Annotated in this window: 24 protein-coding genes; 2 read left to right on the forward strand and 22 right to left on the reverse strand. The window is 44.4% G+C overall.

Features of this window, described 5'->3' with window-relative positions:
- The 20 genes from CSH93_RS16905 to CSH93_RS16995 form a co-directional block, all read right to left on the reverse strand.
- Entirely contained in the window at positions 1-903 is a 903-nt protein-coding gene (locus tag CSH93_RS16905; RefSeq protein WP_100644545.1) for a F0F1 ATP synthase subunit gamma, read from the reverse strand.
- Positions 900-2495, reverse strand: a complete 1596-nt coding sequence (locus CSH93_RS16910; RefSeq protein ID WP_100644546.1) for an alternate F1F0 ATPase, F1 subunit alpha — start codon at positions 2493-2495, stop codon at positions 900-902. The genes CSH93_RS16905 and CSH93_RS16910 overlap by 4 nt, the downstream gene beginning before the upstream one ends.
- On the reverse strand, positions 2492-3295 hold the full coding sequence (locus CSH93_RS16915; RefSeq protein WP_100644547.1) for a F0F1 ATP synthase subunit B family protein: 804 nt from the start codon (positions 3293-3295) through the stop codon (positions 2492-2494). The genes CSH93_RS16910 and CSH93_RS16915 overlap by 4 nt, the downstream gene beginning before the upstream one ends.
- Positions 3296-3298: 3 nt before the next feature.
- Positions 3299-3580, reverse strand: coding sequence for a F0F1 ATP synthase subunit C (locus tag CSH93_RS16920; RefSeq protein ID WP_100644548.1), 282 nt, complete (start codon positions 3578-3580; stop codon positions 3299-3301).
- 36 nt (positions 3581-3616) lie between these two features.
- A complete protein-coding gene (locus CSH93_RS16925) occupies positions 3617-4321 on the reverse strand; it encodes a F0F1 ATP synthase subunit A (RefSeq protein ID WP_100644549.1) in 705 nt (234 codons plus the stop codon).
- Positions 4311-4652, reverse strand: a complete 342-nt coding sequence (locus CSH93_RS16930) for an ATP synthase subunit I (RefSeq protein ID WP_240615642.1) — start codon at positions 4650-4652, stop codon at positions 4311-4313. Before CSH93_RS16930 ends, CSH93_RS16925 begins: the two co-directional genes overlap by 11 nt.
- Entirely contained in the window at positions 4636-5034 is a 399-nt protein-coding gene (locus tag CSH93_RS16935; RefSeq protein WP_100644551.1) for an AtpZ/AtpI family protein, read from the reverse strand. The genes CSH93_RS16930 and CSH93_RS16935 overlap by 17 nt, the downstream gene beginning before the upstream one ends.
- Before the next feature lie 26 nt (positions 5035-5060).
- Complete coding sequence (locus tag CSH93_RS16940) at positions 5061-5450, reverse strand: F0F1 ATP synthase subunit epsilon (RefSeq protein WP_100644552.1); 390 nt, start codon at positions 5448-5450, stop codon at positions 5061-5063.
- On the reverse strand, positions 5440-6876 hold the full coding sequence (atpD, locus tag CSH93_RS16945) for a F0F1 ATP synthase subunit beta (protein ID WP_100644553.1): 1437 nt from the start codon (positions 6874-6876) through the stop codon (positions 5440-5442). Before atpD ends, CSH93_RS16940 begins: the two co-directional genes overlap by 11 nt.
- Entirely contained in the window at positions 6876-7067 is a 192-nt protein-coding gene (locus CSH93_RS17850) for a hypothetical protein (RefSeq protein WP_124748998.1), read from the reverse strand. Before CSH93_RS17850 ends, atpD begins: the two co-directional genes overlap by 1 nt.
- A 5-nt stretch (positions 7068-7072) precedes the next feature.
- Complete coding sequence (locus CSH93_RS16950) at positions 7073-7318, reverse strand: SHOCT domain-containing protein (protein ID WP_100644554.1); 246 nt, start codon at positions 7316-7318, stop codon at positions 7073-7075.
- Between the two features lie 269 nt (positions 7319-7587).
- The gene (locus CSH93_RS18175; protein ID WP_240615643.1) at positions 7588-8586 is read right to left on the reverse strand and encodes a putative PEP-binding protein; all 999 of its coding nucleotides are present in this window, start codon (positions 8584-8586) and stop codon (positions 7588-7590) included.
- On the reverse strand, positions 8526-9998 hold the full coding sequence (ppsA, locus tag CSH93_RS18180; protein ID WP_240615644.1) for a phosphoenolpyruvate synthase: 1473 nt from the start codon (positions 9996-9998) through the stop codon (positions 8526-8528). Before ppsA ends, CSH93_RS18175 begins: the two co-directional genes overlap by 61 nt.
- Positions 9999-10085: 87 nt before the next feature.
- A complete protein-coding gene (locus CSH93_RS16960) occupies positions 10086-11084 on the reverse strand; it encodes an NAD(P)/FAD-dependent oxidoreductase (RefSeq protein ID WP_240615645.1) in 999 nt (332 codons plus the stop codon).
- A gap of 186 nt (positions 11085-11270) precedes the next feature.
- Positions 11271-12263, reverse strand: coding sequence for an efflux RND transporter periplasmic adaptor subunit (locus CSH93_RS16965; protein ID WP_100644555.1), 993 nt, complete (start codon positions 12261-12263; stop codon positions 11271-11273).
- An 87-nt stretch (positions 12264-12350) separates the two neighbouring features.
- The gene (locus CSH93_RS16970) at positions 12351-12554 is read right to left on the reverse strand and encodes a YgaP family membrane protein (protein WP_100644593.1); all 204 of its coding nucleotides are present in this window, start codon (positions 12552-12554) and stop codon (positions 12351-12353) included.
- 69 nt (positions 12555-12623) lie between these two features.
- A complete protein-coding gene (locus CSH93_RS16975; protein WP_100644556.1) occupies positions 12624-13172 on the reverse strand; it encodes a cytochrome b in 549 nt (182 codons plus the stop codon).
- Positions 13173-13799: 627 nt separating this feature from the next.
- Positions 13800-14114, reverse strand: a complete 315-nt coding sequence (locus CSH93_RS16985) for a chaperone modulator CbpM (RefSeq protein WP_100644558.1) — start codon at positions 14112-14114, stop codon at positions 13800-13802.
- 4 nt (positions 14115-14118) lie between these two features.
- Positions 14119-15072 (reverse strand): DnaJ C-terminal domain-containing protein, encoded by a 954-nt coding sequence (locus CSH93_RS16990; protein ID WP_100644559.1) that lies wholly within the window; start codon positions 15070-15072, stop codon positions 14119-14121.
- A gap of 30 nt (positions 15073-15102) precedes the next feature.
- Positions 15103-15417 (reverse strand): DUF1840 domain-containing protein, encoded by a 315-nt coding sequence (locus CSH93_RS16995; protein WP_100644560.1) that lies wholly within the window; start codon positions 15415-15417, stop codon positions 15103-15105.
- Between the two features lie 498 nt (positions 15418-15915).
- Here CSH93_RS16995 and CSH93_RS17000 point away from each other — a divergent pair, with 498 nt between their 5' ends.
- The gene (locus CSH93_RS17000; protein WP_164078400.1) at positions 15916-16374 is read left to right on the forward strand and encodes a Na+/H+ antiporter NhaA; all 459 of its coding nucleotides are present in this window, start codon (positions 15916-15918) and stop codon (positions 16372-16374) included.
- A 26-nt stretch (positions 16375-16400) separates the two neighbouring features.
- Here the strand turns inward: CSH93_RS17000 and CSH93_RS17005 are convergent, their stop codons facing one another.
- Both CSH93_RS17005 and CSH93_RS17010 read right to left on the reverse strand, forming a co-directional pair.
- Positions 16401-16595 carry a GIY-YIG nuclease family protein gene (locus tag CSH93_RS17005; protein WP_164078401.1) on the reverse strand — a complete coding sequence of 65 codons (195 nt, stop codon included), beginning with the start codon at positions 16593-16595 and terminating at the stop codon, positions 16401-16403.
- A 244-nt stretch (positions 16596-16839) separates the two neighbouring features.
- Positions 16840-17037, reverse strand: a complete 198-nt coding sequence (locus CSH93_RS17010; RefSeq protein WP_124749000.1) for a hypothetical protein — start codon at positions 17035-17037, stop codon at positions 16840-16842.
- A gap of 231 nt (positions 17038-17268) precedes the next feature.
- Here CSH93_RS17010 and CSH93_RS17015 point away from each other — a divergent pair.
- Positions 17269-18416, forward strand: a protein-coding gene (locus CSH93_RS17015) for an IS3 family transposase (RefSeq protein ID WP_100644564.1) whose coding sequence is annotated in 2 segments (ribosomal slippage) — positions 17269-17515 and positions 17515-18416 — 1149 coding nt in all. Because the reading frame shifts where the segments join, the coding sequence is not laid out codon by codon here.
- Positions 18417-18422 lie beyond the last annotated feature (6 nt).

The following is an 18422-nucleotide window of genomic DNA, read 5'->3' on the forward strand; positions in this document are numbered from 1 at the left end:
TTATTTTTCTGCTTTGCAGTTGCTAAACAATTCATAACCAGCCAATAAATCACTGAGTTCTTCATCGATTGAGTTTTGTCGCAACTGATGAAATTCTTGTCCTAGATTTTGTAGTTGCTCGTCGATATTTTTCTCTGCACGTTGCATCGCTGTAAGGCGGCTGGCATTCTCACTGGAAAGCGATTCAGCACATGCGCGGTAAAGGGAAATAAATATATATTCGCGAATTAGCGCGCCCATAGTCTCGGTGCTGCTACACAGAATTTCTGGGAGGATTTTCGTCGGCCAGGGCATGCTTGCCATTTTGTGTTGCCATTGCCGATCTAAGGGTAGCAATCGTTGCGATACGGGTCGGTATTGCGCCATGGTTACCGGCTGGTTGTGAAATATGTAAAGCTGTGTATTTTCGTGGAACAAGCCACTAGTTTCACTTTCTATTTGAATTTTTCTGACTAAACCAGTAATTGCATTTATATTAGTTGGCACTGCAAACCCTTGCACTATGTTAAGTCCCCTATCCAAAATCCGAGCAGATATTCGTTCACCGACTACAAAAACTTGAGGATTAACTGCCAGTTTCGCAAGGGTTTTAACCGCAAAATCTGCTACGTCTTCATTGAACTGGCCGACTAATCCTTGGTCTGATCCAAATACAATGGCACTAACACGGTCATTGCATCCTTCCGCCCTGCTCCTACTAATTGGTAATATTGCTGAATGACTGGAACGCAGGCTGGCGCTTAACCCCAATTCAACGGTTCGATAATAATGAGCCAATGCACCAACAGAACTTTCGTATTGGCTAATACTCGCAGCAGCAAGCGCTTTCATTGTGCGTACCACACCTTTTAAATCGCTTGCATTGTTAATCTTGTGGCGTAGGTTAGCTGAGGTGTTACTCATAAATCTGGCAACTTGTTTTCAGTTTCGAACTTTTTAAGGGTTGTTTCAGCGAGTTTAATGATGATGTTGTTATCTTCATCACTTAATGTTGCTGCTGAGTTGAACCGTGCACATAGTTCTTTTGGCAAATTAACAACCTCTTCACCAAGGGCTTTTTGCACCGCTGTCATTTGCTCTAGTGGCACCGCATCAAATAATCCTGAAGTCAGTGCAAGCAATACGGTAATTTGTTCTGGTACTGGAATAGGTGAGGATTCGGGTTGACGAAGGCAGGCGCGAATACGACGACCATGCACTATGGTTTGCTGTGTATCTTCATCCAAACGCGCGCCAAAGCGCGCAAAAGATTCTAGTTCTTCAAATTGCGCATAAGCGAGTTTTAGATCGCCGGCTACATTACGAAACGCTGCCCGCTGCGCTTTGCCTCCCACGCGTGAAACTGATTTACCTACGTCTACCGCAGGCAATACGCCTAATTCGAATAATGATGGAGATAAGTATATCTGCCCATCAGTGATAGAAATCAAATTAGTAGGGATATAAGCCGAAATGTTTTGTGCCTCGGTCTCAATAATGGGAAATGCAGTAAGTGAACCGCCGCCACGTTCTTCGGATAAATGTGTTGCGCGCTCAAGTAAGCGAGAATGAATATAAAAAATATCCCCAGGAAATGCTTCACGTCCAGGCGGTCGACGCAACAATAGAGAAAGTTCACGATAGGCTCGAGCGTGTTTAGTTAAATCATCGTAAACAATCAACACATCTCGTCCCTTTTCCATAAAAAATTCCGCGAGGCTTGTTGCAGCGTAGGGCGCAATATACTGCAAACCAGCGGGTTCATTACCTTCGGTTACCATCACAACTGTGTAAGACATGGCTCCTTTCTCTTGAAGCACAGCCAACGTTTTTGCCACTGTAGAAGCCCGTTGCCCAATAGCACAATAAACACACAACACATTCTGCTCTCGCTGATTGAGAATAGTGTCGATTGCAATCGCCGTCTTGCCTGTTTGTCGGTCACCTAGTATTAGTTCCCTTTGACCTCGCCCAACCGGGATCATTGCATCAATAACAATGAGTCCAGTTTGTAGTGGTATGGTGACAGGAGCCCGATCCATAATGGCGGCAGCAGGCCGTTCAATTGGTAAGCGCGTGTCCGTTTCAATAGCACCTCCATTATCTAATGGCCGTCCAAGAGGATTAATTACACGCCCCAATAATTCATCGCCAACGGCTACATCTATTACTCGCCCACTGCGACGAACTTCATCACCTACATGTAAATGAGAGTAATCCCCTAGCAAAACCACGCCAATTTCATCCGCATCTACATTAAAGGCAATACCCAATATATCTCCAGGAAAATAAAGTAATTCTTCAACCACCACACTAGGCAGGCCCACTACTTCTGCTATTCCTGTGGCCACCTTGGTTATGATACCCACTTCATAACCTGCTAATTTTGGATTAAAAGCTTCGCGGGCTTGTTGCATGTTGACAAACAAATTATCGAATATGCTTTGAAGATTATTTAATTCTGTGATGTTAACTTTCGGTTTGGAGATAAACTGGCGTTCAATTTGACTACTCATGATTGTTCAGACTGAGTCACTGAGTTAACGAAATTGCTTTTTTCTTGTATAAATTCATCAACAACTTGCTCTAAGGATTGCAAATAACCAGCGATATTCCAGGCTATTTTTTGTCCATTTGCACTGATTTCAATGCCACTAATCAGATCCGCACTGGTTTTATATTTTAGGGCAATGTCAACGTCAAATGTTTGTTCAAGGGCAGTTTTAATTGCTTTACGTTGTACTAAAGATAATTTGAATGCACTGCTTAATACAACTGGCTCGGAGCTGGCTAATGCCTTCAATGCTTCGGATAATAACGCTTTGGGTGACTTTTCCAGTTTTGACAAACGACGTTTAAATTCTTCAACCACTTGTTGCTCCAAACTCGTTGTCGCCATATCTTTTAAGGTCTTTGTGGCGATAGCGTAGACTTCCTGACTAGCCTTACGGCTCAGACTTTTCTTAAAGTTTTGCGCTTCTTTCAGTAGTCTTTGCTGATGTTTAAGACTCAAATCTTCGGCGCTGTTTTGCGCCTCTTCCACTAGTTTTTGTCGTTCTTGGTCAGCTGCGTCAACAGCTTGCTGCAACAATTTTTCTCGCTGCTGCTCAAAAATTTGATTTTTGTGTTCAAAGCTATCGCGCTCAATTTTTGCTTGATTTTGTTTTTCGGCCGCATCAGCAAACTCCTCAGTAATCCGCTGCTCACGGGCATCAATAGCGTTTAATATTGGCTGGTACAAAAAGCGCTTCAACAACCACACCAAAATTAAAAAATTAATGGCTTGTGCTGCCACGGTGAACCAATCAATCAACATGGTTCAATGCCCTGCCGCCTGGGCGATAGCATAATTCCAGAATGGATTGGCAAATATAAGGATCATAGACACCACAAAACAGTAAATCGCCGTAGATTCAATCATCGCCAAACCCACAAATAGCGTACGGGTTATGGTTGCAGAAGCGTCAGGCTGTTGTGCTAATGCACTTAATGCAGTTGCCACTGCGCGTCCTTCACCTAAGGCCGGACCTAAGCAGCCGAAGCCAGTAGTAATTCCTGCAATAACTATCGACGCCACTGCAATCATTGTCATGCTTTCCATATCGTCTCCAAAGTGTATTGTTGAGGTGGAAAAAAGTTAAATTTGCGCAGGCTTGACATCAGACTGAACGTTGAGTTGCTGCAATCGCGTCGCTGCTGCAATGTACACCGCTGCGAGAATGCTAAATATATAAGCTTGCACTAAGCCAGTTAGTAGCCCAAGCGCCGTCATCATAATGGGAAAAACGAAGGGAGTAATGGTTAACAAAATTCCAATAATCATGGTGCCACTCATCATGTTACCAAACAAACGTATCGCCAATGCTAAGGTGCGAGATAGTTCGCTGATGATATTAAAGGGCAACATAATGACGGTAGGAGCCATGTAAGATTTCAGGTAATTGCCCATGCCCTGCTCGGCAATACCAAAAATAGGTACGGCAATAAACACACTAAGCGCAAGTGCTGTGGTGGTTGAAAGCGATGCAGTTGGCGGCTCGTAACCAGGAATAATGGTACACAAACTGGCGACAACTAAAAACAAAAACAAGGTACCGAGAAAACCTAAATATTTGTGAGTATTTTGAAGCCCCACCTCCTTTATTTGATTCTCGATACCGGTGACAATAATTTCTAAACAGTTTTGCCACCGAGAACGCTGCAGGTCTTTCGATAGGTTTTTAGTAATTAACACTGAACCAAGCGTTAACACAAACATTAAACACCAAGTAAATGCAATGGTCGCGTTGATCTTTACAAATCCCTGCTGCCAATAGATTAATTCATCTGGACTAAGGTGCATGATGCGACCTTGGTGCTGAACTAATTGTTCCCGTTATTGCTAGTGTTTTTGAGCGATTGTTCATTCTGCCAATTAATAATCTAGCGAATACAAATCCAAACAAACAAACCAATAGACCTTGTAACGGTGTTCCACCTAATTCATAGCTGAGCACTAGATAAAAACCAATGAGAGTCAACCCCATACGCAAGAGTAAACTGGTTAGCAGCCATAAAGCCGGATGCGCAGACAGCACAACTTTTTGTATTGTCCACCACAAGCCTCCAAAAAAGACTCCACCCATCAATGCACCAAAGCACCAAACAAGTAATAAACTAACGATTTGGTTCACTTTTATGAACCTCCGTATTTTTATTTACAGCGCTTTCGTCTTCTTTTTGTTCATCTCTAATGGCAAGGTCCTCTTTAACTATCCAATGCCAAGCATTCAAACAGCCCATTGTAAGACCGGCCATTAACAAGGCTAGCGTCCATGAGCGTTGATCGGGATATTGCCTATCTAAATAGATACCGAGAGTCGCACCAAGTAGAGTGGGTATGGTTATTGACCAGCCAATCAGCCCAATCATGCCCAAACCAAACCATACTCTTTGAGAACCACTACGCCTGGCTTTTTGTTTACGGGCCGCTTTTTTATCTACTATTTTTGCAAATGAAGAGTTGGCTAGCGAAGTATCTGCGTCAGTGGTTTCTTGCCTTTTATGATCATTCATTTTGTTTATCATCACAGACTGACATTTCAGCCCTCCTGAAACTTGGCAAAGCGGTGAAGAAAACTGCTTTCCAATTTGGCCATAACAGCACTCACTTGCTGTGCTTGCTCACTTTTGCGAAGAAAGTCCTGTTGCACAGTTTTGCGCAATAAACTTAGATCTTGGCCAACTATGGCGCTGCGAACGGATATTAATACCTCAAGTCCAGTTTTAACCAACACCCCCTCATCCACGGCTACAAACACTTCAATACCTTCACGTGTTGAAAAAGTCAGAATACCAGGCGTGAGTGGTGCCACGCAGTCGCGGCGATGTGGCAGTAGTCCAAAAGCCCCCTGTTTTGTTTCGAAAATGATTTCGCTAACATCCGTTTGATCCAAAAACACTTGATTAGGCAACAACAGCTTAAGGTGCATGACGATTTTCTGCGGCGGTTACGTGGTTTGTTTTCGCTTCATCTATGTTACCAATCATGTACAGAGCGCTCTCAGGGTAATCGTTAAACTCATCTGCAAGAATACGTTCACAGCCTTCTAGCGCATCGGCGAGGCTAACCAATTTGCCTTTGTGTCCGGTAAATTGCTCGGTGGTAAAAAATGGTTGGGTTAAAAATCGTTCTAAGCGCCGTGCACGGCTGACCACCGCCCTATCTTCTGGTAACAGTTGTTCCAATCCAAGCATAGCAATAATGTCTTTGAGTTCAGTATATTGCGCCAAAGTGCTTCGTACTTGCTGTGCCAGTTGGTAATGTCGTTCTCCTACTATGCCGACAGTGGCCATCTTAGAGTTTGATTGCAATGGATCTATGGCTGGAAATAGTCCTTCGCTGGCGCGTTTTCTCGATAACACAATTGATGCTGATAGATGCGAGAAGGTATGTACCGCAGCCGGATCGGTAAAATCATCGGCTGGTACATACACCGCCTGAATAGAGGTAATGGCACCATTATTGGTATTGGCTATGCGCTCTTCTAAACCGGCTAACTCTGTGCTCATGGTTGGTTGATAGCCCAGTCGTGAAGGCATTTTTCCCATCAAGCCAGACACTTCAGAGCCTGCTTGAATAAAACGAAAAATATTATCGATTAACAACAGCACATCATGATGCTCGTCATCTCGAAAGTACTCAGCCATGGTTAAAGCAGCCTGCCCGACACGAAAGCGACTGCCAGATGGTTCGTTCATTTGTGCGAACACCATGGCCATATTGGGCAAAACGCCGGCACTTTGCATTTCACGATAAAGCTCTTCTCCCTCACGACACCGCTCACCAATACCACAAAATATACTGACACCTTTGTGTTTCCCCACCATATTGTGGATCATTTCTGTCAGTAGCACGGTTTTGCCCACCCCTGCTCCGCCAAATAACCCTGCTTTGCCGCCGCGTTCAAGAGGTACTAAAACATCGATAATCTTGATACCGGTCTCAAATATTTCGGACTGTGTAGAACGTTGAGATAAGCTTGGGGGTTGGCGATGTACCGAGCGCCATTCAACATCGACCAATGGACCACCACGGTCAATACTATTGCCAAACACATCGAACATGCGTGATAAAATATCTTTGCCAACTGGGGCTAATAAAGGCCCGCCACTGTCCTCTACTCGCATGCCTCGTGATAAACCTTGGGTAGGCGTTAACGCAATACAGCGAACATAATGAGCACCACTTTGCTCTAGTACCTCTATGACCAATTGATTGCTATCACCCGATGATAGAATCGAATGAATAGGCGGCAAATGTGACTCAAAATAAACGTCAACCACGCTGCCTCTTATGGCCGTTACCTCACCATAATTTGCCTCGATGTTGTTTTTCTTTTTGGCCAAAGCACTCATTATTGTGATATCCACTGCCAATCTCTTATTTCAGGCAGATCTCGATCATTTTTATAGATATAGCGCTTGTGCTCTATTAATTTGACATTTAGCAATTGTTTAAGGGCGGGGCCTTTTTCACTCGCTTGGCAAGCCCACCAGTAATCATCCATTAGACATAATTGTTCCCTTGTTAGCTGCTTAATAGACATAGTTATTAGTTTTCCGTAGTGGTAGATATATCCTGTCTCATCCTAGTAAACTCTTTCTGATCGATTTCTCCGAGGGCATAACGTTCATTGAGGATATCTAAAGCGGTCTTGTGATAACGGGTAAAATAACGACGATAAGTACGGTAGCTATAACCCCAGTAACCCAGATTTAAAAGCAACAAAAACCACACGCCAAACCATAAGAACCAACCCCATCCTAAATACCACTCGTGCCAATATGTGTGTTCCATTTTATTTTCCTTAACTAATCATAAGCGACCACTTGACTAACATTATAAGATCATGAACATGGGAGGGGTCTGTGCGTTAACGTACTTAGCGCTGACATGATGTATAAATGGCTAAAATTTATTAAAACGCCTAATCGCGCGTTTTAAGACGGAAGTAAAGACGATATCAATTCTATGAGAAACACGTGTCTACCCAACCCGTGAAGCGATTGTCCAGGTTAAAGGTGCAGCTCTGTCCATGCCTTATCATCAATTAATCCGTCATGACCTTACTTACTCGCTGTACGATTTTTTGTTTCTGCCAAATTGATATTGGCGATACCTTTTATCAACGCGTCTGGATTGAAGGAAATACTGTTAATGCCGCAATCAACTAAAAACTGTGAGTACTCTGGATAATCGCTGGGTGCCTGACCACATAAACCAATTTTGACACCTGCTGTTTTGGCTTTTTCAATCGCCATTTTTATGAGTTGCATTACAGTTGGTTCAAACGGAGAAAAGATATCGCTAAGCAACTCAGAATCTCTGTCGGCACCTAGTGTTAATTGGGTTAGGTCGTTTGAGCCAATTGAAAAGCCATCAAAATATTTGGCAAACTCCTCTGCTTGCAAAGCATTACTTGGAATTTCTAGCATCATGTATAATTCCAGTCCATTTTTTCCTCGTACTAAGCCGTTGTCGTGCATTACATCGATTACCTTTGTCGCTTCCTTTACCGTTCGCACAAAGGGCAACATCAGTTTAATATTGCTAAACCCCATGTCTTCACGCACTAACTTCATCGCAGCACATTCCAAGGTAAAGGCCTCTTTATATAGAGGATGGGAATAGCGTGAAGCGCCTCTAAAACCAATCATGGGGTTTTGTTCATTTGGCTCAAAGTTAGTGCCACCAATTAAACCAGCGTATTCATTTGATTTAAAATCACTCATTCTGACAATCACATCTTTAGGATAAAATGACGCAGCAATTTTGGCAGTAGCCTCTGCCAATTTATAAATGAAGTAGTCTTTTTTATTGGGGAAATGGTGAGTAAGAATTTCTATTTGTTTTTTGACTTCAGGTTCTTTTAATTGCTCAAAATGATATAACGCCATAGGGTGAATCTTAATGGAATTGTTGATAATAAACTCCATACGCATCAGACCAACTCCATTATTAGGAAATCGCGCATAACGAAAAGCCTTATCGGGATCAGCCAGAATCAACATAACCTGGGTTTCAGGCAGGGTGATTTTGAGGTGTCTATCTCTTGTTCGTCCCACGTCCCTTTGCCTTTATAAACAAAACCCGTTTCACCTTCGGCAGTGGAAACACTCACTTCCTGACCGTCGGAAATTAAGTCAGTCCCATTGCCCGTGCCTACGATCGCTACAGCACCAACTTCGCGAGCGACAATAGCCGCATGAGAGGTTCTACCGCCTTGGTCTGTAATTATGCCGGCCGCTTTTTTAAGAATCGGGTCCCAGTCAGGATCCGTTCTACCCGTGACTAATATCTCCCCCTCTTTCAGTTTATTGATATCTTTGGGTGAGGCTAGGATCCTTGCGATACCTGAGGTAATGCTGTTGCCCAAGCCGATACCCTGACAAATTAATTCCCCCTTTTGTTGCATTTGATATTCTTTAAACTGTCTGGTGTGGATGTTTTGGCTGTGAACGGTTTCAGGGCGTGCCTGAACAATAAATATTTGCTGAGTGTTACCATCCTTTGCCAATTCAATGTCCATGTGCCTTTGGTAATGTTGCTGAATAATCACAGCCCAACGGGTCAATTGAACAACCTCGTCATCATTAAGAATATATGTTTGTCTTTTCGCAAGGCTAGTATCGAAATTAACGATGGCGTCTTCCGGCTTAAGTATCTCCGACTCTTTTTTGTCGGCATACACCATAGTAAGTTCCTTACTACCTAACTTTCTTGAGATAATCGCTTGTTTTACTTTGCCGATAAACGGCTTATATACCAAAAATTCGTCCGTGTTGACGCTGCCCTGCACCACATTTTCTCCCAGCCCCCAAGCGCCTGACACGAGTGCAACCTTGTCAAACCCGGTATCTGGGTCGAGCGTAAACATGACGCCTGCACAAGCTTTGTCTGAGCGCACCATAATCTGAACACCAATAGAGAGGGCTACTTTCATATGCTCGAAACCGTTATCGACCCTGTACTTTATCGCTCTGTCGGTAAACAGGGAGGCATAACAACGGTGGCAGGCTGCAATCAGATTTTCTTCGCCCTGCACATTCAAATAGGATTCTTGTTGACCAGCAAAACTAGCATTAGGCAGATCTTCAGCCGTTGCACTACTGCGCACTGCCAATGAAATTGCAGTGCCGGCTCTCTGTTCTAACTGCTTGTAGGCTGTGACTATTTCTTCACTCAAGGCTTTAGGAAAGGCGGCATCCAGCAGAAGTTGCCTTACTTTTGCACCCACTTCTATAAGGTTGTTAAATGTTTTAAGGTCAAGTAGCGCAAGGGTAGTCGCCAGTTTAGGCGCAAGATTGTTGGCATGTATAAAAGCCCAATATCCATCACTGGTCACCGCAAAACCGTCGGGGACTTTGATGCCTTTGGATGACAGTTCTGAAAACATCTCTCCCAATGAAGCATTTTTCCCGCCAACCAGCGCTAGGTCTGTTAAATGTATCTCTGAAAAATCTTTTATCTGTTTCATGTTATTTATAAGGTTCCTGTTGTCCAGGGGAAGCAAGAAATCAAAAGTGAGCCATCGAGGGCTCAGATACTTGCTGATGATTACGCGCTAGGTTTCGTCGGTTTTATCTTCTTTGGGCTCGATTAAATGCACTATGCCTAAGGCCTTTAATATATATCTTTCATAAACTGGTGAAGTTGAACCGTGGCGAATTTTGTAAAGGAAATATTTCTCAAAGGCGATCTTGGCTAAATGCACCCATTTGCCTTTTGAATACCAAGTTGTATTGCGAGGTGGGATTTGTGGCAATGCCACAAAAGCCAATCCAGTATCCCCCATGTCAGCTAGACATATTGCATTCCAGGTAGTTCTTGCGGTTGCCGACTGGCCAGCGATATCTGCAGCAATATTCTCAACAATAGCCGTCAACATAGACTCTATCATGTAGCCAGTTTTAGGGGCCCCCGTTGGAACTGGCGTTTTTTCAATGGGTGGAATAGCCACGCACAAGCCAGCTGAAAAGATATTGGGATACGTCTTGGTGCGCTGAAATTCATCAATCAATACAAAGCCACGTGGATTACATAAACCTTCAACCTTGGCTACCACATCAACCCCTTTAAACGCAGGTAACATCATTGCCAATTGAAATGGAACATCATGGCTAAATTCAACTTCACCTTTGCGATTTAACTCATCGCAATGTAAAAGGTTTTTATCAACACTGTGAGTTTTGGCATTGGTGATCCAAGCGATATCTCGGTCGCGAAATTCGGACTCCAACATGCCCTTTGAATCGCCTACACCGCCTAGTCCTAAATGACCGATATAGGGCTCACTGGTGACAAAAGTAATAGGTACTCGATGGCGTATTTTACGTTTTCGCAAATCGGAATCGAGGATAAATGCAAACTCATAGGCTGGTCCAAAACAACTGGCGCCGGGCATCGCTCCTACAACGATAGGACCTGGATTTTTTAGAAAATCCTGATACGCTTCATGCGCCTGTTTAGCATGGTTTACAGTACAAATTGATTGGGTGTGGGCATTCGGCCCAGCCCCAGGAATGTCATCAAAAGCCAAAGCGGGACCGGTGGTAATAATCAAATAGTCGTAGTCAATTGCGAGCGCGCTGAATGTAAGGCTACCCAGCCAGAAAAACTGGTTTTAGCGCTCAAGGTGTGAGCTCCCTTTTGCGGGGCTAGCGATAACGCTTTTTGAGAGCATAGTTACGGCGGCAACAGGGTCTGTGGCGACTAACTCGCCTTCACTCAAGCCAGCTAACACCTCCAGCTAATGAGCATAAATTGCACCTGGCCGAATTTGTCGTAACACAGGTTTACCTTGCTGTAATATGTATATGGCTGTGACTTCGGAGCGATAAACCACACTACTCAGGGGGATCAATAAACGCTGCGTTTCGCCCACGGTAAAAAGGACTTTTACAAATTCACCAGGACGAAATTCATAGGAGTCTGGTGCTATGAGATCTTGTTTGCTAAGCGCTTGTTCACTCAAAACTTGCGACAATTCTAAACGAGCACGCACGGTGTTGGTAGCAGGATCTGCACTGGGATATAAAATCAGTTTGGACGGTGTAATTCCGTTAGTCAGGATGTTTTCTGCATTCCGTACTATGCTTGCCAAGTCTAGTTTACGCACTTTTTTAGCGATACTTTGTGGCAGGTCAACTTCAACACGTAAGGCAATGGGATCATAACCTGACAACAATAAGGTGCCCGGTTGCACTAATTCACCGGGCTCTACCAAACGTGCTCTTACAATGCCGTCAAATGGTGCTTTAACCGCCGTATGAGATAGCTCTTCCTTCGCGGTTTTAATCGCTGCCTGGGCGTTGCTCACTTTTGCTTTAGCTACACTGAGCCGCGCATTAGCTTTATCCATTTCAGTTTTAGCAACAAAATCGCTCGCAAATAAATTTTTAATACGTTGAAATTCAAACATTTCTGCAACGAGATTAGATTTAGCTTCAGCGACGTTGGCTTCCGCTTGGGTTAATCCAGCTCGTTGTTCCGTGTTAACAATAGTAAGGATCACGGTGCCGGCAACCACAAAGTCACCAATATCAACATTAATATCTTCAATTCGCCCACTGGTTTGGGCAGAAACTGTTGCCTGATGAATCGCTTCAATGCGGCCGTCAAAACTGCGCTGCTCTGGCATGGTCCGTAGTTTAGCCGTTACGAATTGCAGTTCTGAAAAGGCTAGTTGTGACTGACCCAATAAAACAAATACGAGTAATAATGCAGTCGATTTGCGTGCCATTGAGCTCTCCTAATCACTTTCTGCTTTCTTAGTCAAATGCCTTGAGTACCGCATACCAATCCTTTATAGAGATTGGTATAAGTCATATTAATCAAAGGCTGGTTTTGACTGCCCGCCCATTTTCTTCAAAACAATGGCTAATGGGCAAAATCCTGTAAATGACGACTGCAATAGGTTAAGTCCGACAAAGGCAGTTAGCCACAACCAGTAAACACTATGTAATTGCGACAGCAACAAACTAATTAACACGACAAGTCCTGCAAATCGAAAAATCCAGCGATCAATATTCATGATAAACACCTCTTTAAAATTACTCATAATTTGCAAAGGGAATGAATCCTCTACACGTTAAGGCTTAATTTAGTGCCGCCTCGGCAACATGCGTAACAGCACATTGTCTTGTCGGATGTAGTGGTGAAACAATGCAGCCATTGCGTGTAAGCCAATAAGATAGTAACCAGCAGTACCAATTAATCCATGGATCTCTTCAAGCTGTTTCGCCAGTTCTTTATCGGTATTGAGCAATGCGAAGAACTCAAACCCCCAGAAGGGTATCGTTGAGCCTTCGGCACTCAATACAGACCATCCTAGTACTGGCATAACGAACATGAATAGATACAGGGTAAACTCGACGCTATTGGCCGTTACTCTTTGCCATAGCGGTAGTGACGGGATGATTGGCTGGGTCGGAGTAGTAACACGCGCCAACAGTCTTAACCACAATAGGCAAAAAACCGATAGTCCTAGCATAAAATGCCATGTTTTTAATGCTGCACGCGGTTCACTTCCCCGCGGAAAAACTTCCCGTAATTCGATGCAGGCAAAGACTCCTACGAGCATAATCAACATAATCCAATGCATCGCCATTAATAACGAGCCGTAACGACTATGTTTTTTGTCTAAGTTCATGTATTTCTAATTAATGATACTTGCTCAGCGTTGGAGGCAAAATTAACAGAATATTTAGGAATGCTCTGTGCGCTGGCAAACAGAGGAGAAAAGATTAGTTAGTTGCTGCTTGTCTTAAACGACTGACATAAGCGGGCGCAGTTATCATTAAATTCGTATTTAGAAAGCAAAATGCTCGTTTTGACGATGCTTATGTCTGCAATCGAACATATGTTACTTCATAGTTAGGTTAGTCTGGCAACTATCTAATCACCCACAATGGCTTTTCGTTATTCGAGGTAGCCAAATATGAACATAATCAATATCTGGACTCTGCTCGATAAGCGCTTAACTGTTAACAACGATGCGCTTGAACCAGTGATTAATCGTTACTGGCCTAAAACAGTCGTTAGTGATAGGAATGTTTGTACGAATTGCCGCATACCCAACCTAAACAGATTAATCTATAAATATAAGCTGTGTGGGTTGCAGCAACAAGAGTTAGAGTTTACCCACAATACGCTGAATAAGTACTGGCCAAAAGCTCTGGTCTCTTCGGTTAATGACAAAACATGATATTGCTAACCCGACGGGCTTTCTTGCAGGACTATCACGAGTGAATGCCACAGGCATTTTTCTAGCTGAACATTAACCGGACTGTACCCGCAATCGTGCTTCTAGCTGATCAATACGCTCTAGCAGTTCAAGCGCCAAAGCAGCGCCTTCCAGGTTAACCCCCAAATCGCGCTGTAAATTCAGCGTGATTCGCGTGCGTTTAACGCTGGCTGCGGTAAAAGACCAGTGCCGGCCCTGCTGGCCGGTGGGCTCTAAAATCCCCTGTTCCACCAGCAGCTCAATGTGTTCAGCCTCAACTGCGCAACACCGGCATAACTCGGCCAGCGTAAAGGTAGCCTGCTCATCGATCACTTCAACCGATGGCGTTAAAAGCGGATTCTTTTCCATAGGCTTAGACTATCCCCATTGTAGCGCGCGGATCAAATCCGAGCAGCTCTTTCATTTTCTCATACAACGCCTTGGCCTCATCACTGTCAGCAGGCGGTAAGACAATTTGCACAACGACGTAAAAGTCGCCCGGTTGTTTCCCTGGTAGTCCCCGCCCCTTTAGGCGTAGTTTTTTTCCCTGCTTGGAATTAGCCGGGATCGTGAGTTCAATATTTCCCGATGGCACCGGCACTGGTACTGTCGCACCCAGTGCCGCCTCCCATGGCGCAACGGGCAAATCCAGGTAAATATCACCGCCATCAATGCGGTACACCGGATGCTCATGAAACGCTATTTCCAAATACAGATCGCCAGACTTCCCGCCCTCCTGACAAGGCTCACCCTGCCCGGCAAGCCGGATTTGCTGACCCGCACGAATACCTTTAGGAATACGAATATTCAGTGTCCGCTCGCGGCTGATGACATGCCCGTCATCCGTCAGTGTCGGCATCCGCAGTGACACCGAGCGTATCGCACCATTGACACTGTCTTTAAGGTTTATAAATACCTTGGCATGATGATCTTCACCTCGCATTCTTGAGGTTCGACGTTTTCCCGTGTGGCTGGCTTGTCCGAATTCGCGGCCAAATAACTCCTCAAAAAAGTCACTGTATGCTCCAGCATCGCCAGCCGTATAGCCGCCGCCTCGAAATTCAAAGCCACTGTCCCAGTCAGGAGGCCGACGAAAGTCCTGGCCGCTTTTCCATTTTCTGCCCAGTTGATCGTAGGCGGCGCGTTTCTCGGGATCCTTTAACACTTCGTACGCCTCCCCGATAAGCTTGAATTGTGATTCAGCATCGGTCTCCTTACTCACGTCAGGATGATACTTCCTGCCAAGCTTGCGATAAGCCAGTTTGATCTCTTGCTGAGTAGCGTCACGCGCAACTCCCATGATTTCATAGTAATCTTTGTATTCCATCACCCTGTCCTGCCATTCATTAGCGCACGCCTAGCTAACACTGTCCCACATCACGTAACACTGCTCACCGATTGCCGCATTAAGCAATTCAATCAACGGCAAAGCCCTACGTGTCAGACTTACTCCTGGCTCGTCACTTTCTTCGTCGTGCACAGCGTCTTTCTCCTCAAACTGGCTTTCAGCGTTAAGCGCTGCTTGCAGACTTGTTAATGCTGCCGGCACATCATCGGCACGTATAGCGCCAGGCACTTTACCGCTGTGTCCCATGAACTTGAGTAACTGCACAGCCACATCACCAAACATTGTGATGTTTGCGTGAGCAGGGCAGGAAAAAATCACTAGCATAGTAACCTCCTAATTGACCGCGCACCGGCGGCCTCGTGGCGATAGCGCTTAAAAACTGAGTTGTTGCGATGATATTGGCCAGACAACGGCCATAGGCTCGATTGGTGTGGATAATATCCCCATAATGCCTTTATACAGCGCCGCAAGACGAAGGGTATACTTTGAGTATAGCAGATACCGCTTTGTTCAACGGAAAATATAGCTTGTCTGCAATTTGCCAAAAGTAACAGGTAAGCACACTGTTACGGCACTCGCACCCAGACATTGTCTAAACGTTTATCCTACTGTTCGCGTTACTGCGCGAATCATTCCACTGTATGTATGCTTTAAAACTTACCGAACGGGCGTGCAGGAGCGACTGCCGTATAACAGCTTAGATTACTATTTTGCGCTAATAAGTGTGCCAACGCACAGAAGCGCCCCCCAAGCTTAATAATGTAACTTACACTATCAACAATCGCGTAAGGCCACTATCAATGATTGATGGGAGTTTCGTGCATGAAAGTGAAAAAACTAGTCCGAACATTACTCGCTGACCAACGCGGAAATCCGGAGCAGTTGCCAAAGTCACCCATTGACTGGTTGACGCATCCACCTGCACGCTTTTTTAAAATGGAAGCGTTGGCAGGATTGGTGCTGCTTTTTGCACTGTTGGCGCTCTATCTCGCAAACTCCTCATTGAGTGCACAGTATATAGCGCTTTGGCAAGTTCAGATTGGTATTCAACTCGGCTCGGTTTCCATTGAGCATACTTTGCATGCCTGGATAAATGATGGCGTTATGACATTATTTTTCTTTTTGATTGCGCTAGAACTTAAGCGTGAGATGGTATTGGGAGAATTGCACACACCAAAGCTTGCCATTCTATCGGTGTCTGCGGCATTCGGCGGAATGGTAGTGCCTGCATGCGTCTATCTCGTTTTGCAGAATATTAACGACTTCCTAAATCACACTTAATGGTAAAAAGAACCACTCTTTAGGCCTTACCATATGCCAAAACGGTCAGGGATCTGAATGTCTGCTTGAGCTTCTTTGGAAAATGCGTGAAGAAACTTCTCGGTGGCCTGAAGGTTCATATTGTAAAGTGTGAACTCGGCAACGACCTCCACGTCTGCAAGGAGGTAGGTCGCGTCCTTTGCAGCGTTAGCGACTCTTTTCTTAACATCTGAGGTCGTCACGCCAATTTTGTGCAGATAATCACGAGATTGGCTATCGAAGGCTCTTCTGATTTTGAGCGCAGCACGTAAACGATACCTGTTTAGTAAAGTGGAGAGTCCTCTTCAACAAAAAGCGGTCCTGAATCTTTTGGGACTATGGCTCTGGCTGATTTGTCTTTGTAAAGCGCGGCACCGAATGACCGAAGGAGCAAGTTACTTTCCATTCCATTTGAATAAACTACTCGCATACGCGCATTATGATGCCCTATACGACGCTCATGTTTTTCGCCCATTTCAGCACATAAGCGGTTAGGCCAGATAAGATAAATGCCTGACCTTTTTGTATCTCTGCCATACCTTTGATACCCGTTGTTTCCAATGTACCGTCGTCAAGTTCCTTTTGAATTTTCACGAACAAAGGCTTGAATGAGTCAAAGTCCATGCATTTTTTGCGAGTTGCCATGTCAGCACTTGCAGTCTGGCTTTTTGTTCCGACGGTCACATGCTTTAAATTGAAAAATATCGTCATCATCGGCAAGTAAGTCACTCGACAAGACATCATCTATTGATAATTCAGCTTTTTTTTCACCAGACTATTTAGTACCTAGTAAGCCTTCTGTATCAAAATGAATCGACACTAATTTCCTAGACACCTCTTAGTTAGATAAACTAACTAAAAATACAAAGGTGTTTTATGAGCGGAAAACGCTATCCAGAAGAATTCAAAATCGAAGCGGTTAAACAAGTAGTTGATCGCGGCCATTCAATATCTGACGTTGCCAAACGTTTAGATGTCACAACGCATAGCCTTTATGCCTGGGTCAAAAAATACGGCCCTGATTCTAAACAACATAACGAATTAAGTGACGCACAGGCGGAAATCAGACGGCTACAAAAGGAGTTGAAGCGGACGACAGAAGAGCGTGACCTGTTGAAAAAAGCCGCGGCATACTTCGCAAAGGAGTCCGACTGAGGTATGCCTTTATCAAAGAAAACTCGGACAATTGGCCTGTTCGTTGGCTCTGTAGAATGTTCGATGTTCATCCGAGCGGATATTACGCATGGAACAAACAGCCTCACTCGAAGCGAGCTAAAGCCAATCAACCGCTTACTGGTTTGATCAAACAATTCTGGCTGGAGTCAGGTGGTGTGTATGGCTATCGCAAGGTTCACTCTGATTTACGTGATATTGGCGAAAAATGTGGTGTTAATCGCGTCTATCGACTGATGCGAGATGAAGGATTAAAAGCGCAAGTTGGATATAGAAAACCACGTCATCGCTCTGGTGAGAACCATATTGTTGTGCCAAATCGATTGCAGCGCCAATTCAATCCTGAATCGCCAGATCAATCGTGGGTGACAGATATTACTCATATCCGAACTCATGAAGGTTGGCTTTATTTAGCTGTGGTTGTTGACTTGTTCTCACGTAAAGTTATTGGCTGGTCGATGCAATCGAGGATCACGAAGGAGATTGTATTAGACGCAATACTAATGGCTGTATGGCGACGAAACCCGAAGAAAGTAGTGACAGTTCACTCAGATCAAGGCAGTCAATACACAAGCCATGATTGGCAGCACTTCCTAAAGGTTAATGGACTTGAAGGTAGCATGAGCCGGAGAGGCAACTGCCATGACAATGCGGTTGCGGAGAGCTTCTTCCAATTACTGAAACGCGAACGAGTTAAACGAAAAATCTATTCAACCAGAGACGATGCCAGAAGTGATATTTTCGATTACATAGAGATGTTTTGTAACAACAAACGAAAACATGGTTCCAATGATCTGCTTTCGCCAGTAGAGTATGAAAAGCGACATCAAGAACGACTGAGAAGTGTCTAGTTTATT

This window comes from Neoalteromonas facilis, assembly GCF_002807665.1.
Taxonomy (GTDB): Bacteria; Pseudomonadota; Gammaproteobacteria; order Enterobacterales; family Alteromonadaceae; genus Alteromonas_E; species Alteromonas_E facilis.